The following is a 13935-nucleotide window of genomic DNA, read 5'->3' as shown; positions in this document are numbered from 1 at the left end:
CTGTGGACGGACTGTTTGGTATGACCGACGGTATCGCCGGCGACGCGGCCGAAACCATTCGGATCCTCCACGTCGACGACGATCCGGATTTCGCGGAGATGGCGGCCATCTTCCTCGAACGCGCCGACGAGCGGTTCGTGGTCGAGACGGCCACGAACGTCCAGACGGGCCTGGACTGCCTCGCGGCCGCCGACATCGACTGTGTCGTCTCCGATTACGACATGCCGGGGATGAACGGCATCGAATTTCTCGAAACCGTCCGCGAGGATCACCCCCGCCTGCCGTTCATCCTGTTCACGGGGAAAGGTTCCGAGTCGGTCGCCAGCGAAGCCATCTCGGCCGGCGTGACCGACTACCTCCAGAAAGGGGCGAACACCGAGCAGTACGAAGTTCTCGCCAATCGGATCAGCAACGTCGTCGACGCCCACCGATCCCGGCGGCTCCTCGCCGAACGGACCCGTCGACTGGAGACGCTGATCAGCAACCTCCCCGGTATCGTCTATCGATGTCGGAACGAGTCCGGGTGGCCGATGGAGGTGGTCGAAGGCGAAATCGAGGCGATCACCGGCTACGCCGCCGAACAACTGGAGCGGGGCGACGTATCGTGGGGTGACGACCTCATCCACGAGGCCGACCGGATGGAGATCTGGGACGCCGTACAGGACACCCTCGACGCCGATGACGCGTTCGAAGTCACCTATCGGATCGTCACCGCAGACGGGGAGACGAAGTGGATGTGGGAACGGGGCCGCGTCGTGAGTCGCTCCGACGGCGACTGGGAGGTGCTGGAGGGCTTCATCACCGACATCACCGAGCGGAAAGAGCGGGAGCGGGAACTCGAACGCCGGACCGAGGAACTGGAGGAACTGACGGCCGAACTCGAAGCGCAGTACCGGTATCTCTTCGAGGAGGCGCCGGTCATGGCGGTCGTCACGCGCGCCGAGAATCGGCTCCCGGTCATCGACGACTGCAACCAGCGGTTCGCCGAGACGCTGGAATACGAGCGCGAGGAACTCGTCGACCGAGAACTCGGGGACTTCTACACGCCCGAGTCGGAGCGCAGACTGATCGAGTGCGGCGGGTACGAACGTGCGCTGAATGGCGAGTTCATGCGCGAAGATCGAGAACTCGTGACCGCCGACGGCGACGTCGTCGAGACGCGGCTGCGTGCCGTCCCCCGACGTGACGCCCGCGACGATATCGTCGGCACCCTCGCGCTCTATCTCGACGTTCGCCGACGGAAGGAACTGGAGCGCCAGAAAGAGCGACTGGAGGAGTTCGCCAGCATCGTCAGCCACGACCTGCGCAACCCCTTGAACGTTGCCCAGAGTCGCGTGAAACTGGCCCAACGAGACGACGACTGCTCCCACCTCGACGTCGCTATCCGCGCCCACGACCGCATGGAAGCGCTGATCGAGGATCTGCTGACGCTCGCGCGTGGCGGCGACGCTCTCGACGACGTGGAGTCCGTCGACCTCGCGGACCTCGTCGACCGCTGTTGGGCCAACATCGAGACGGCTGGCGCGACGCTCGTGGTCGACACCGACCGACGGATGTGGGCCGACCGGAGTCGTCTCCGCCAGCTCGTCGAGAACCTGCTTCGAAACAGTGTGGAGCATGGCTCCACGAGCAGTCGGACGAAGTCCGACGACAGCGCCGAACACGGTATGGACGACGACGAATCGACCGTGACCGTCAGCGTCGGCGCCCTCGACGATGGCTTCTACGTCGCGGACGACGGCCCCGGTATTCCCCCGAACGAGCGCGACGTGGTGTTCGACGCCGGTTACTCGACAGAACGGGACGGCACTGGATTCGGCCTGCGGATCGTCGAACAGGTCGCCGAGGCACACGGCTGGACGGTCGGTGTGACCGACAGCGACGCCGGCGGCGCCCGGTTCGAGGTCCGTGGCGTCGAGTTCGACGACGACGACTCGACCGCCTAGTCGTCGTCGCTCGACTCCGTCGAGCGGAGTTCCACGCCGTCCGTTCGCGCACCACGTCGCATCGCCCGTTCGACGAACTCCTCGGGCAGGTCCTCTATCTCTCCCGCCTGCACGCCCCAGAGGTTGGCGTAGAGGCCGTCGGCCGCGAGCAGATCCTCGTGAGTGCCACGTTCGACCACCTCGCCGTCGTCGAGGACGACGATCCGATCCGCGTCTTTCACCGTCGAGAGGCGGTGGGCGATGACGAACGTGGTGCGGTCGGCGGTGAGGCGGTCGAGCGACCGCTGGATCAGCATCTCCGTCTCCGTGTCCACGTCGCTCGTCGCCTCGTCGAGGATCAGGATTTCAGGGTCTTTCAGCATCGCTCGGGCGATGGCGAGCCGTTGCCGCTGGCCGCCCGAGAGCTTCACGCCCCGCTCCCCGACCATCGTGTCGTAGCCGTCGGGGAGGTTCGTGATGAACTCGTGGGCTTCCGCGGCTTTGGCGGCCTCGACGACCGCCTCGTCGCTCGCGTCGAACGTCCCGTACGTGATGTTCTCGCGGACCGTCCCGTAGAAGAGGAACGTCTCCTGACTGACGTAGCCGATGGCGCCCCGGAGACTGGCCAGCGTCACGTCGCGCACGTCCTGCTCGTCGACCCGAACCGCACCCGAATCCACGTCGTACATCCGGAGCAGGAGCTTCAGCGCGGTGGATTTGCCGGCGCCGGTGGGGCCGACGAGCGCCAGCGTATTCCCGCCCTCGGCGGTGAAGCTCACGCCCTCGAGGATGGGGTCGTCGTCGTAGCCGAAGGTCACGTCGTCGTACTCGACGCGGCCCTCGTCGACGACGAGGCCCTCGGCGTCCGGGCGCTCCTCGATGCCCGCGTCCTCGTCCATCAGGCCGAAGACGCGCGCGGTGGAGGCGTACGCCCGCTGGTACATGTTGATGATCTGGCCGAACTGCGCCATGGGCCAGATGAACCGCTGGCTGTAGAGGATGAAGGCGACGAACTCGCCGGGACGGAGGGTACCGGTGAAGAACCACGGCCCCTCGCCGCGGAACACCCAGAAGCCGCCGATGGTGAACGTGAGCGCGAAGCCGATGCCGGCGAGCACCCGGAGACCGGGGAAGAACTTGATGCGCGTCTCGATGGCGTCCCAGTTGGCGTCGAAGTAGTCGCCGGACACGTCCTCGACGCGGTCGGCTTCGTACGCTTCGGTGTTGCTCGTCTTGATCACCTGGATGCCGCCGAGGTTGTTCTCCAGCCGGGAGTTGACCTGGCCGACCGTCGACCGGACTTCGGCGTACTTGGGCTGGATGGTGTTCACGAACCGGTAGGTGAAGAAAGCGATGAGCGGCACGGGGAGGAGCGCCACGAGGGCGAGTTGCCAGTTCATCCACAGGAGGAGCGCGGCGATGCCGACGACCATCACGCCCAGCCGGAACGCCGAGTTCAGGCCGTCGTTGAGGAACCGCTCCAGCCGATTCACGTCGTTCGACAGCACCGACATCATCTCGCCGGTCTGCTTGTCGGCGAAAAAGGTCATGTTCAGCCGCTGCATCGCGTCGTACGTGTCGGTACGGACGGCGTGTTGCACGTACTGGGCGAAGCGGTTCCAGCCCCAGTTGCGCACCCAGTGGAGGCCAGCGCCGCCGAGAAACGAGAAGAGGACGATGCCGACCACCAGCCAGAACTGCGCTTCGGTGTCCGTCGGGAGCCACGCGTCGGGCACTAGCGGGAGGGAGAACTCGCTCTCGTTCAGGAAGATGGCGTCGACGGCGATGCCGAGGAGGAGGGGCGGCAGCAAGTCGAGCAGACGAGCGAAGACGCTGGCGGCGACACCGACGGAGAACGGGCCGGCCTGCTCGCCGCCGTACTCGGTGAACAGGCGTCGCATCGGGTTGGCCGTCCGCTCCCGTTGCTCTTCGAAGGGGTCATCGTCCGCGGCCGCGGGGACATCCATCACCCGTACTCGGGGATGCGCGGCCAAAAGGCTGACTCGCCGCCCACTTTCATGACTGATAACTGAACCCTCTCTTTTTTGACGGTATCGCGAACAGGGTTGCGTATGTCGGATGCCTCGACTGACCTCGACGCAGACGTTGGTGCCGAACTCGACGAGACCATCGAACAGGACATCGACCGGCAGGAGGGGTACGACCACGAGGCTGCCAGCGAGATTCAGACATCCATCGCCGAACTGCAGGGGAGTTCCGAGGAGATTGCGGTGCGGACGCGGGAGATCACCGAGCATACGACCGAGCAGTACGAGCGCATGACGGAGGTGGCGAGCGAGATTTCGAACCTGAGCGCCGCCGTCGAGGAGGTGGCGTCCTCGGCGGAACAGGTGGCGGCCGCCAGCGACCGCGCCGACGACCTGACCGGCGAGGGCCACGAGGCGGTCGAACAGGTCGCGGCCGCGATGGAGCAGATCGAGGAGTCGACGACGAACGTCGTCGACGACGTGCGCGCCGTCGAGGAGGCGGTCGCCGAGATCGACGAGGTGGTCGAGATCATCAACGACATCGCGGATCAAACGAACCTGCTCGCCCTCAACGCCAACATCGAGGCGGCGCGGGCCGGCGATGCCGGCGAGGGCTTCGCCGTCGTCGCCAACGAGGTCAAGAGCCTCGCAGAGGAGTCACAGGAACACGCCGCCGACATCGAGGAGCGGGTCGACGGCATCCAGTCCTCCACCTCGACCGCCGCCGAGAGCCTCGACGAGACGCAGGACGCCGTCAGCGAGGGCGTCGACGCCGCCGACGAGGCGCTCGACATCCTCGACGACATCGACTCCTCCGTGTCGGAGGTGAACGACGGCATCGACGAGGTGGCCGAAGCGACCGACGAACAGGCCGCCGGGCACGAGGAGATCGCCAGCATGACCGAGAACGTCACCGACGACGCCCAGCGTGTCGTCGAGGAGACCGAGGAGATTGCCGACGAGGTCGACGAACAGACCGAACAGATCGAGGACATCGACCGCGCCATCGAGGATCTGGTCGCGGAGCTATAGCGACCGCCCCTCGACCGCCGGATCGATTCCCGCCGCCTCCAGATCGATCCGCACCCGTTCCCGGAGCGGGTCGGGCACCGTCTCCCGACCCACGGGAACCGCCGTCTCGCCGTCACCCTTCACCTTCCAGTAGAGGATGCAGTCGCTCGGGGCGTAATACTCGACCGAGTACCGGTCGCCCTCGCCTTGGTAGTGGACGCGGGCCGCGAAGTCCTCGGCGCGCCAGCCCTCGCGTTCCGCGAGCGATTCGACCGTCATTCCTCGATCCGCACCTGATCGCCCACGTCGATCCCCGTCCGGTTCGTGTAGCCCATCGGCACTTCGAGGACGTACTTCGCTTGCCCCCTGTAGCGCGTCAGGTCGCCGTCCGACTCCAGCGGGGCGTGGTGGATGGTCGTGATCGTCCCCTCGGCGTCGATGAAGATCATATCGAGCGGGAAGGCCATGTCGCGCATCACGAACGCACGGTCGTCCTCGCCGTCGAACACGAACAGCATCCCCTGTCCGTCGTCGAGAGTGCTCGTGTCGCTCAGCCCGGTGTACTGTTTCGAGAACGAGTCGGCCACCCACGCGTCGACCGTCACCAACTGCGTGCCGTTCTCGTCGCTGACGACGACGGTCGCCGTGTCGTAGTTGCTGCCGGGGGTCGATACCGTCGCTGTGGCCGTCGTCGTCGCGGTCTCCGCACTGCCCGAGTCCGTTGCCGTCGGCGTGGTCGTCGGGGCCGTCGTCCCCATCCCCGAACAGCCCGCGAGGGCGACGAGGCAGACGAGGAGGAGGTGAATCGCTCGACGGGGCATAGTGGACGAATCGGCCGCGCCGGGGTAAGCGTTTCGCGGACGGATACAGAAACCGTTATTCGGCCGGGGATCGGTGTTCCCGACGAGGGCTCGTGGTCTAGTTGGTTATGACGCGGCCTTTACAAGGCCGAAATCGGTGGTTCGAATCCGCCCGAGCCCACTCGGATTTTGTGACGAACCGAACGGTGAGTCACAAATCCGTAACGTGAGGGCGGTTCGAATCAGGGAACGAAGCGAACGCAGTGAGCGGAGTGACCGTGGTTCGAATCCACCCGAGCCCACTCGGATTTTGCGACGAACCGAACGGTGAGTCGCAAATCCGCCCGAGCCCGTTCATCCCGGCGAACTGCATTTCTGGCCTCAAAACTCTCTCTCGGCGGTCGTTACCTCCGATCATGCTGAATACAGGGTGCGTATTCAGCGCTGAACAGGTACGCGCTCATTACCGTGGTTAGTGGAACCTTAACAAAGGCGATGGAGGCCGCACGATACGATCATGTCAAATTCAGATGTCGTATCGGAAAATCCGTGGCGTAGTTGTTGGACGTTGATAACGTATCTGGCCGAAGTATTCGAGCTTATATGGGAAGAACTGGTCACAGCGTACAAAAAACGTTGTAAGAAACGGCCTTGGTGGCACCCTCTCCGATGGCTTTGTGTGATCTCTGTCTACTTCTATTACGTTCTTGCGTCCATCTTCTTCATCATCTTGTGGGATATCGTGTGGGTGGTGTGCGTAATCATACATGGTGGCTCCCCGTACTCTGAGGAGGAAGACCGCCCGGAAGCGGAGGAAGAAGAGCCTGAGCAACCAATCCTCCTGAGACGACTTCGGGAGCGACCGCAGAAACCACGGGAGAAGGAACGGACAGTAGAGACACCGAAACGAACGCTGTCCAACTGTCCGCGCTGTCTCGCTAGCGCCATTGCACTCGTTGGTATCGCGATATACGTTCTCCTTCGGGAACTCACGCGGCAGAAGTAAGCCTGTCAGGGGAGTTTGTTACTGGCAGAGTCGCGCGCACAGACCGTCATAACTCGGCAAGGGTTTCGACAGGGCCGCATTCTCGAATCTACGCCGCACTCGCACTCGCCCGCACGTCTTCCGTCCCCTCCGGCACGTCCACCGAGAACGTCACGCGCTTGCGCTCGTCGGCCTCCATGTGCGTCGTCTGCGTCTCGTCGAGGAGGACGGTCCCCTCGCCGTCGAGGAGTTCGAGCGTCACGGACACCTCGCCGGCGCTCCCCTCGTTCTCGACGGTGACGAAGATATCGGTGTCACCGATCAGGGCGTCGATCCCCTCGTCGACTTCCGTTTCGACGACGGTCGGATCCGGCCCGGAGAGCGCACCACACCCGGCGAGACCGGCCGAGAGTGCCACGCCGATGCCGCTCACGACGGCACGTCTGGAAGGCATAGCGTGGTCTCAGCAGCGAGCGAATAAGGGCCTTCTGGCCCGCCTATATGAGCCGGATCAGCGAGTTCTCCACTTCGCCGGCGGCGGTGAGGAGGCGGCCGTCGCGGCGGAACTCCTTGATGGGCTGGCCGACGTGGCGCGTCCGAATCTCCTCCCGCACCGCCTCCTCGTCGATGGTCGCGTCGGGCGGCAGGACGTAGGTGCGTTCGGTCCACGTGGTCGCCCCTCGAACGTCGAGGCGGCGGCCGGTGGCGACGGCCTTGCTCAGCGGGTAATCCTCGGCGGCGGGTTCGAGTTCGCGGCCGGTGACGTAGTCGGCGGTGCCGTAGTGGTCGATCAGGAGCGCGAGCGCCTCGTCGTCTTCGGTGCGCACGTCGCCGCCCGTGTGTTGTTCGACGGCGGTTTCGAGCGGTGCGGTCGCGGACGCGTCGGTCCCGATGCTGACGAGCAGGTCGGGGTGGAGACCGACGGCCCGGAGCTGGCCGTTCTCGGTGCGGGTGAACCGCTGCACGTCGTCCACCCAGCCGTCGGCGGTGAAGCCGGCGTCGACGAGGGGACCCCGGAGCGCGGCGGGATCGAACGACCCGCTGGCGACGCGGTAGGATTCGTTGGCGACGCGGGAGTGGTTCACCGTGAGGACGGCGTCGAGGCTCTCGACGGGGACGTCGAACCCGAAGTACGCCGTGGACCGCTGGCGCCAGTAGGTGTTCAGGCTCTCGGCGAACGATCGAGTGGCGTCCTCGCGGACCGCCGACAGCGAGAGGTGGGTGAACTCGTAGGTGTACGGCGTCACCGGCGTCGGGGCGACGAGCCACGAGCGATAGGGGGCAAGGGAGCGCGGACCGGGTGTCGGTGTCGGTTCGGCGGTGGCGGTGGCGGTGGCTGTCGTCGTGGCCGTCTCGCTCGGTGGTGCCGTGTTCGTCCCGCTCTCGTCGGGCGTCGACGCCGCCGACCCCGACTCCGAACAGCCGGCGACGGCGGTGCCGAGGGTGAGTGCGCCGACTCGTCGGAGGTACACACGCCGCTGCATCGCCCCGCGTTGGGACCGGGGTGACTTATACTGCAGGTCGAGGTGTGATCGGCCGTCACGACCCGTCCTCGCCGCTCAGTCGTGAACAAAGCCTTTACCGGCGCCAGCGCGTATCGAGGGGTAATGGTACTCGACAATCTCGGGAGTTCTCTCCGGGGGACCCTCTCGAAACTCCAGGGGAAGTCCCGTCTCGACGAGGACGACGTCAACGAGGTCGTCAAGGAGATCCAGCGCTCCTTGCTCCAGGCCGACGTCGACGTAAACCTCGTGATGGACCTCTCGGACTCCATCGAGACGCGGGCGCTGGAGGAGGAACCGCCGGGTGGGACGAGCGCCCGCGATCACGTCCTCAAGATCGTCTACGAGGAACTGGTCGACCTGATCGGCGAGTCGACGGAGATTCCGCTGGAACCGCAGACGATCCTGCTCGCCGGCCTGCAGGGATCGGGGAAGACCACCTCCGCCGCCAAGATGGCGTGGTGGTTCTCGAAGAAAGGGCTTCGCCCCGCGGTCATCCAGACCGACACTTTCCGTCCCGGCGCGTACGATCAGGCCGAGCAGATGGCCGACCGCGCCGAGGTGGAGTTCTACGGCGATCCCGACTCGGACGATCCGGTCCAGATCGCTCGTGAGGGGCTGGAAGCGACCGAAGACGCCGACGTGCACATCGTCGACACCGCCGGTCGCCACGCCCTCGAAGACGACCTGATCGACGAGATCGAGGAGATCGAATCGGCGGTCGACCCCGACCGCTCCCTCCTCGTCCTCGACGCCGCCATCGGGCAGGGGGCGAAAGAGCAGGCCCGACAGTTCGACGACTCCATCGGCATCGACGGCGTCGTCATCACGAAACTCGACGGGACGGCGAAGGGTGGCGGCGCCCTGACCGCCGTCAACGAGACGGACTCCTCCATCGCCTTCCTGGGCACCGGCGAGACGGTGCAGGACATCGAGCGCTTCGAGCCCAACGGCTTCATCTCCCGGCTGCTGGGGATGGGCGACCTCAAACAGCTCTCCGAACGGGTCGAGCGCGCGATGGCCGAGACGGGCGAGGAGGACGACGACTGGGACCCCCAGGACATCATGAAGGGGTCCTTTACGCTGAAGGATATGCAGAAGCAGATGGAGGCGATGAACAACATGGGGCCGCTGGATCAGGTGATGGACATGATCCCCGGCATGGGCGGCGGCCTCATGGACCAGTTGCCCGACGACGCCATGGACGTGACCCAGGATCGGATGCGCACGTTCGACGTGGCAATGGACTCCATGACCGACGAGGAACTGGAGAACCCGCGGATCATCGGGCAGGAACGCGTCGAGCGCATCGCCCGCGGCGCCGGCGTCCCCGCGGAGTCCATCCGCGAACTCCTCGAACAGCACAAGATGATGGAGCGGACCATCAAACAGTTCCAGGGGATGGGCGACGGCGATATGCAGCGGATGATGAAGAAGATGCAACAGCAGGGCGGCGACGGCGGTGGCGGCATGGGCGGTATGGGCGGTATGGGGCCGTTCGGCTAATCGCCTTCCCCCCGACTTTTCATCCCGGCCCGCATTGACTCCGACGATGACCGTCCGAGAGGTCGCCGTCGAGGCGTACCGCGAGGCACTCCCCGCCCTCGGCGCCAGCCTCGTCGGCGGCCTCCTCGCGGGCCTCGTACTCGGCGGGATGCGCTCCGACCTGCGCGCCGTCGAGGGATTGCTCGTCCTCGTTCCTGCCCTTCTCGCCACTCGTGGCAACGTCTACGGCTCGCTCGGCGCGCGACTCGCGACCGGCCTGCATCAGGGGTTGATCGAACCGCGCGTCCGCGCTGGCGACCGTCGCCTGCGGGCGGCCGCGGCCGCGGCGCTCGGAAACGGACTCGTCGCCTCCCTGTTCGCCGCGACGGCCGCGTTCGCCATCCTGTCGATGCTCGACGCTCCCGTCGCGGCGCTCGGCCGTCTGATCGGCATCGCCCTCGTCGCCGGCCTGCTCTCGGGGGTCACGCTCGTCATCGTCGTCATCACCGTCGTCTTCGCGGGCTACCGCCGCGGCTACAACCCCGACACCCTCGTCGGGCCGCTGGTCACCACCACTGGCGACGTGTTCGGCATCCTCTTTCTCCTGATCGCCGTTCGGTCCGTCACGCTCGTGCTGGGGGGTGTCTGAGTGGCGACCGACTGGACCGTCCGCGCCATCACGCGGGCGATGCTGCCCGTCCTCCTCCTCCTGACGCTCGTCGAAATCGGGAGCGGCCTCGTGCTCGGGAGCTTCGAGTCGACGCTGCTCCGCTACCCCTCGCTTCTCGTCCTCGTCCCCGTCACCATCGGCACCGCGGGGAATCTGGGAAGCATCCTCGCGGCCCGCCTCTCCACCGCCTTCCACCTCGGGACCCTCTCCTTTGCTCCCGACGACGAGACGCTCGCGGGCAACGCCCTCGCCACCGTCGCCCTCGCCGCCTCCATCTTCCCCCTTGTCGGCCTCGGCGCGTGGGCCCTGAGTGCGCTCACCGGGTCGACCGCCCTCTCGCCGTGGACGGTCCTCGCCGTCTCGCTGTCCAGCGGCCTCTCGCTGGCCGTCCTCGCCGTCCTCGTCACCGTCGTCGCCACCTACGCCGCCTACCGCCTCGAACTCGACCCCGACGACGTGGTGATCCCCGTCGTCACCAACACCTGCGACGTCCTCGGGGTGGTGCTCCTCTATCTCGCCGTCCTCGTTTTCGTCTAGACGACCCGGACCGTCCGCTCGCGCGGGCCGTCGCAGTCGATCAGTAACACCGACTGCCACCGGCCGAGCGACAGTTCCCCACCGTCGACCGGAATCGTCTCCGACGGGCCGAGCAGCATCGCCCGCAGGTGCGAGTCGGCGTTGCCGTCGAGTTCGTCGTGCTTCCAGCCCTCGTCCGGGACCACGTCGGAGAGGAACGTGCGCATATCGTCCAACAGACGCGGTTCGGCCTCGTTGACCACGACGCCCGCCGTGGTGTGTTCGACGAAGACGGTGACCGTCCCCGTCGCGTCGTCCGGCACCGCCGCGGCGACGTCGTCGGTCACGTCCACCACGTCGAGACGGGCGTCCGTCGAGACGGTGAATGCCATGTCCGGTCGTCGGCCGGCACGGGCAAAAACGCCGATGAGTGGTGTGGTATCGTGGCACAAACTATTCGGCGTCGCGTGCTGTAGGCCGACTATGGTCGACAGCCGCGAGTACGCGTTCGAGGGGATTCGACCGGAGATTCACGCGGACGCCAGGGTGAGTCAGGAGGCGACGCTCGTCGGTGACGTACGCGTCGACGCCGACGCGAGCATCTGGCCCGGCGTCGTCCTCCGCGGCGACGTGGCGCCGGTCGAGGTGGGTCGGGAGTCACACGTCGGCGACAACGCCGTGTTGCACGCGGTGACGCTCGGCGACCGGGTGATGGTCGGACACGGCGCCGTCCTGAACGAGGCAACCGTCGACGACGGCGCACTCGTCGGGTTCAACACGACCGTCAACGCCGAGGTCCACGTCGGCGAGCGCTGTATCGTCGCCTCCGGGACCGTCGTCCCACAGGGCTACGACATCCCACCCGAGTCGTTCGTTCGCGGCGTTCCCGCGCGGGCGACGCCGCTTGCCGAGACGACTATCGACGCCGAGGCCATCTTCGAGGACTACAGCACGGGCGGGTACACCGACCTCGCCGCGCGTCACGAGGATCTGTTCTAGTCCCCGTCGTCGGGCCGAATCGGTTTGCCATCTTCCGTCGGCGGCGCGACGTGATCCACGACCGCGGCCACGTCGCGCCTCGAAGCGCCTCGCCTACTCGTCGGGCCGAATCGGTTTGCCATCTTCCGTCGGCGGCGCGACGTGATCCACGACCGCCTCCACGTCCGGCTCGTGGACCGTCACCTGCACTTCGATGTCGCCGAGTTCGTCCGGGTTGCCGACGGCGAAGTTGATCACGCCCTCGAACGCCGCCTGTTTCTTCAGGGCGAAGGCGAACCCGTCCTCGTCGGCCCGGCGGAAGAACTCGCGGCGGGCGGTGTCGAGAATCTCTTGTTCGTGTAGGCGCTCGGAGAACGCATCCATCGAGTGCGCCTCGCCGACGACCTGCCCCGGTTCCTCCCGAATCTCGGCGTTCGGGAACAGGTTTCGGACCGCGTCGGCGACGCGATCGGTGACCTCCGTATCGCGGACTGGCGCGATCACTCGCACGTCGATCCGGTAGATCATAGGTCTTCCTCCAGCAACGCGCGGATTCGCTGGCGGAACTCGTCGAGCGTCCCCGTGTTTTCGACGGTCACGTCCGCCTCGTCCATCACTTCACCCATGCCGAAGCCGAGTTCGCGCTCCTCGCGGGCGCGGAGCGCCTCGCGGTCCACGTCGGAGTCGTCGCGCCCCCGGTCGGCCAGTCGTTCGACTCGCGTCTCGAACGGCGCTTCGATGCTCACGATGGTGAACGCGTCGCCGAACGCCTCCTCGAAGCGCTCTACTTCGGCAGGGGCGCGTAGCCCGTCGACGAGCACCGCGTCGGCCCCGTCGAGCGCCGACCGGATGTGCGACAGGGAGCGCTCGGCGATGGCCGCCTCGCCGCCTTCCTCGCGGAGGGCTCGCGCCATCGATCCGTGGTGTTCCGCCGGGTCGAGCCCCCGGTCGCGACACGCCTCGCGAATCACGTCGCCCATCGTGACGACCGGGACGCCCACCTCCCGCGCGACCGCCGCGGCCTCGCCCTTGCCGCTCCCCGGGAGGCCGACGGTACCGAGTACTTTCATCGCTCTCGCCTACCTGCCTCGCGGCCTTATACTCTCTGACCTCGGCCGCGCGCCAGCCTTTTCCCCGCGCTCCGCCTCTCTCTCGCATGGCACAGCGTTCCCTCCTCACCCGTGCCCTCTGGTTCGTCGTCGTCGGCTGGTGGGCCACGCCCGCCGTCGTCAACGTCGCGTGGCTCCTCTGTGCGACCGTCGTCGGCGCACCACTCGGCGTCAAACTGATCAACCTCGTCCCGACCGTCCTGACGCTGAAGGAACCCCGGTCGCTCGGTGATCCCGACGCGGCCGCCGGCCAGCGGTCGCTCGCGGTTCGGATCCTCTATTTCGTCTTCGTCGGCTGGTGGCTCGGCTGGCTCTGGGCGAACGTGGCGAGTTTTCTGGCCGTCACCATCGTCGGCCTTCCCCTCGCCATTCCGATGTTCGACCGTCTCCCGCTCGTCACGTCGCTGTACCGATTCGACGGGTGACCATCGAACGGTTTTTTAACTCGCCTGTCTTTTTCGCCATCGAGGGCACGTAGCTCAGTCCGGATAGAGCGTCGGACTTCTAACTCCGAGCCCCGCGGAGGAAGTTATCCGACGGTCGTGGGTTCAAATCCCATCGTGCCCGTTCACTCCCTTCGGTCGTTCACGGCCCCGATGTAGTCCCCTTCGCTCGTTTCCCTCGCTCACGGGACTCCCATCGTGCCCGCTATCTGCGAACGAAGTGGGCAGTAGCGGCTACTGGGATTTGAATCAGGGAGCGGCTTCGCCGCGACCGTGGTTCACATCCCATCGCACCCGCTCACTTCCGTTGGTCGTTCACGGCCCCGATGTAGTGCTCGAAAATCGGAGATTTTCGGCATGACGAGACGGCTCCACCGTCTCGAACCATCCCGTTCGTTCGCGCTGCTCACTCACGGGACTCTCACCGTGCCCGTGGCAGTACCAAAACGTCAGAATTTGGCCGCAAAGAGGGTTTACTTCGAAGTTTCGAATACGGGAGCCGTCGGACTCGGATCCCGTCTTT

15 protein-coding genes and 2 tRNA genes are annotated in these 13935 nt (G+C 66.1%); 9 read left to right on the top strand and 8 right to left on the bottom strand.

The genetic code is table 11. The features are described 5' to 3' along the window. Nucleotides 1-20 precede the first annotated feature (20 nt). A complete protein-coding gene (locus DU502_RS17420; RefSeq protein WP_121921367.1) occupies nt 21-1946 on the top strand; it encodes a hybrid sensor histidine kinase/response regulator in 1926 nt (641 codons plus the stop codon). On the opposite strand, the gene DU502_RS17415 is transcribed toward DU502_RS17420, so the two are convergent. Beyond that, entirely contained in the window at nt 1943-3892 is a 1950-nt protein-coding gene (locus tag DU502_RS17415) for an ABC transporter ATP-binding protein (RefSeq protein WP_121921368.1), read from the bottom strand. The genes DU502_RS17420 and DU502_RS17415 overlap by 4 nt on opposite strands. Nucleotides 3893-3997: 105 nt before the next feature. On the opposite strand from DU502_RS17415, the gene DU502_RS17410 reads away from it, so the two are divergent. After that, entirely contained in the window at nt 3998-4945 is a 948-nt protein-coding gene (locus DU502_RS17410; protein WP_121921369.1) for a methyl-accepting chemotaxis protein, read from the top strand. On the opposite strand, the gene DU502_RS17405 is transcribed toward DU502_RS17410, so the two are convergent. Together DU502_RS17405 and DU502_RS17400 are read right to left on the bottom strand one after the other, a co-directional pair. Then, the gene (locus tag DU502_RS17405) at nt 4940-5203 is read right to left on the bottom strand and encodes a DUF7538 family protein (RefSeq protein WP_121921370.1); all 264 of its coding nucleotides are present in this window, start codon (nt 5201-5203) and stop codon (nt 4940-4942) included. The genes DU502_RS17410 and DU502_RS17405 overlap by 6 nt on opposite strands. Next, nucleotides 5200-5745, bottom strand: coding sequence for a DUF192 domain-containing protein (locus DU502_RS17400; RefSeq protein WP_241966829.1), 546 nt, complete (start codon nt 5743-5745; stop codon nt 5200-5202). The genes DU502_RS17405 and DU502_RS17400 overlap by 4 nt, the downstream gene beginning before the upstream one ends. 86 nt (nt 5746-5831) lie before the next feature. Between DU502_RS17400 and DU502_RS17395 the strand changes: the two genes are divergently transcribed. After that, nucleotides 5832-5905 (top strand) — tRNA-Val (locus DU502_RS17395). Nucleotides 5906-6818: 913 nt separating this feature from the next. Here DU502_RS17395 and DU502_RS17390 read toward each other — a convergent pair. Next, on the bottom strand, nt 6819-7163 hold the full coding sequence (locus tag DU502_RS17390; RefSeq protein ID WP_121921372.1) for a hypothetical protein: 345 nt from the start codon (nt 7161-7163) through the stop codon (nt 6819-6821). 43 nt (nt 7164-7206) lie between these two features. Next, nucleotides 7207-8193 carry a hypothetical protein gene (locus DU502_RS17385; protein ID WP_121921373.1) on the bottom strand — a complete coding sequence of 329 codons (987 nt, stop codon included), beginning with the start codon at nt 8191-8193 and terminating at the stop codon, nt 7207-7209. 123 nt (nt 8194-8316) lie between these two features. Here DU502_RS17385 and DU502_RS17380 point away from each other — a divergent pair, with 123 nt between their 5' ends. The 3 genes from DU502_RS17380 to DU502_RS17370 are packed head-to-tail and all read left to right on the top strand — an operon-like array spanning nt 8317 to nt 10903. After that, on the top strand, nt 8317-9717 hold the full coding sequence (locus tag DU502_RS17380; protein WP_121921374.1) for a signal recognition particle protein Srp54: 1401 nt from the start codon (nt 8317-8319) through the stop codon (nt 9715-9717). Nucleotides 9718-9763: 46 nt separating this feature from the next. Beyond that, nucleotides 9764-10345 carry a magnesium transporter gene (locus tag DU502_RS17375; protein WP_124897116.1) on the top strand — a complete coding sequence of 194 codons (582 nt, stop codon included), beginning with the start codon at nt 9764-9766 and terminating at the stop codon, nt 10343-10345. After that, nucleotides 10346-10903: a magnesium transporter gene (locus tag DU502_RS17370; RefSeq protein ID WP_121921376.1), complete on the top strand. Its 558-nt coding sequence runs from the start codon at nt 10346-10348 to the stop codon at nt 10901-10903. On the opposite strand, the gene DU502_RS17365 is transcribed toward DU502_RS17370, so the two are convergent. Beyond that, complete coding sequence (locus DU502_RS17365) at nt 10900-11274, bottom strand: secondary thiamine-phosphate synthase enzyme YjbQ (protein WP_121921377.1); 375 nt, start codon at nt 11272-11274, stop codon at nt 10900-10902. The genes DU502_RS17370 and DU502_RS17365 overlap by 4 nt on opposite strands. A gap of 91 nt (nt 11275-11365) precedes the next feature. Between DU502_RS17365 and DU502_RS17360 the strand changes: the two genes are divergently transcribed. Further along, the gene (locus DU502_RS17360) at nt 11366-11881 is read left to right on the top strand and encodes a gamma carbonic anhydrase family protein (RefSeq protein WP_121921378.1); all 516 of its coding nucleotides are present in this window, start codon (nt 11366-11368) and stop codon (nt 11879-11881) included. A 93-nt stretch (nt 11882-11974) separates the two neighbouring features. On the opposite strand, the gene DU502_RS17355 is transcribed toward DU502_RS17360, so the two are convergent. Together DU502_RS17355 and DU502_RS17350 are read right to left on the bottom strand one after the other, a co-directional pair. Then, nucleotides 11975-12388, bottom strand: a complete 414-nt coding sequence (locus DU502_RS17355) for an RNA-binding domain-containing protein (protein WP_121921379.1) — start codon at nt 12386-12388, stop codon at nt 11975-11977. Next, entirely contained in the window at nt 12385-12930 is a 546-nt protein-coding gene (locus DU502_RS17350; RefSeq protein ID WP_121921380.1) for an AAA family ATPase, read from the bottom strand. The genes DU502_RS17355 and DU502_RS17350 overlap by 4 nt, the downstream gene beginning before the upstream one ends. An 86-nt stretch (nt 12931-13016) precedes the next feature. Between DU502_RS17350 and DU502_RS17345 the strand changes: the two genes are divergently transcribed. Beyond that, on the top strand, nt 13017-13394 hold the full coding sequence (locus DU502_RS17345) for a YccF domain-containing protein (RefSeq protein WP_121921381.1): 378 nt from the start codon (nt 13017-13019) through the stop codon (nt 13392-13394). A 43-nt stretch (nt 13395-13437) separates the two neighbouring features. Next, nucleotides 13438-13536: transfer RNA gene (locus DU502_RS17340), tRNA-Arg, on the top strand. Nucleotides 13537-13935 lie beyond the last annotated feature (399 nt).

The sequence above is a fragment of the Haloplanus aerogenes genome, from assembly GCF_003856835.1.
GTDB lineage: Archaea > Halobacteriota > Halobacteria > Halobacteriales > Haloferacaceae > Haloplanus > Haloplanus aerogenes.
Note: the sequence above shows the minus strand (reverse complement) of the source record. Positions and strands in the feature narration are given on the sequence as shown.

Excerpts from the sequence above, each read along its gene's own strand:
- DU502_RS17415 (WP_121921368.1), bottom strand. The coding sequence starts at position 3,892 with ATGGATGTCCCCGCGGCCGCGGACGATGACCCCTTCGAAGAGCAACGG.
- DU502_RS17405 (WP_121921370.1), bottom strand. The coding sequence starts at position 5,203 with ATGACGGTCGAATCGCTCGCGGAACGCGAGGGCTGGCGCGCCGAGGAC.
- DU502_RS17350 (WP_121921380.1), bottom strand. The coding sequence starts at position 12,930 with ATGAAAGTACTCGGTACCGTCGGCCTCCCGGGGAGCGGCAAGGGCGAG.
- DU502_RS17355 (WP_121921379.1), bottom strand. The coding sequence starts at position 12,388 with ATGATCTACCGGATCGACGTGCGAGTGATCGCGCCAGTCCGCGATACG.
- DU502_RS17375 (WP_124897116.1), top strand. The coding sequence starts at position 9,764 with ATGACCGTCCGAGAGGTCGCCGTCGAGGCGTACCGCGAGGCACTCCCC.
- DU502_RS17390 (WP_121921372.1), bottom strand. The coding sequence starts at position 7,163 with ATGCCTTCCAGACGTGCCGTCGTGAGCGGCATCGGCGTGGCACTCTCG.
- DU502_RS17380 (WP_121921374.1), top strand. The coding sequence starts at position 8,317 with ATGGTACTCGACAATCTCGGGAGTTCTCTCCGGGGGACCCTCTCGAAA.
- DU502_RS17420 (WP_121921367.1), top strand. The coding sequence starts at position 21 with ATGACCGACGGTATCGCCGGCGACGCGGCCGAAACCATTCGGATCCTC.
- DU502_RS17345 (WP_121921381.1), top strand. The coding sequence starts at position 13,017 with ATGGCACAGCGTTCCCTCCTCACCCGTGCCCTCTGGTTCGTCGTCGTC.
- DU502_RS17410 (WP_121921369.1), top strand. The coding sequence starts at position 3,998 with ATGTCGGATGCCTCGACTGACCTCGACGCAGACGTTGGTGCCGAACTC.
- DU502_RS17385 (WP_121921373.1), bottom strand. The coding sequence starts at position 8,193 with ATGCAGCGGCGTGTGTACCTCCGACGAGTCGGCGCACTCACCCTCGGC.
- DU502_RS17400 (WP_241966829.1), bottom strand. The coding sequence starts at position 5,745 with ATGCCCCGTCGAGCGATTCACCTCCTCCTCGTCTGCCTCGTCGCCCTC.
- DU502_RS17365 (WP_121921377.1), bottom strand. The coding sequence starts at position 11,274 with ATGGCATTCACCGTCTCGACGGACGCCCGTCTCGACGTGGTGGACGTG.
- DU502_RS17360 (WP_121921378.1), top strand. The coding sequence starts at position 11,366 with ATGGTCGACAGCCGCGAGTACGCGTTCGAGGGGATTCGACCGGAGATT.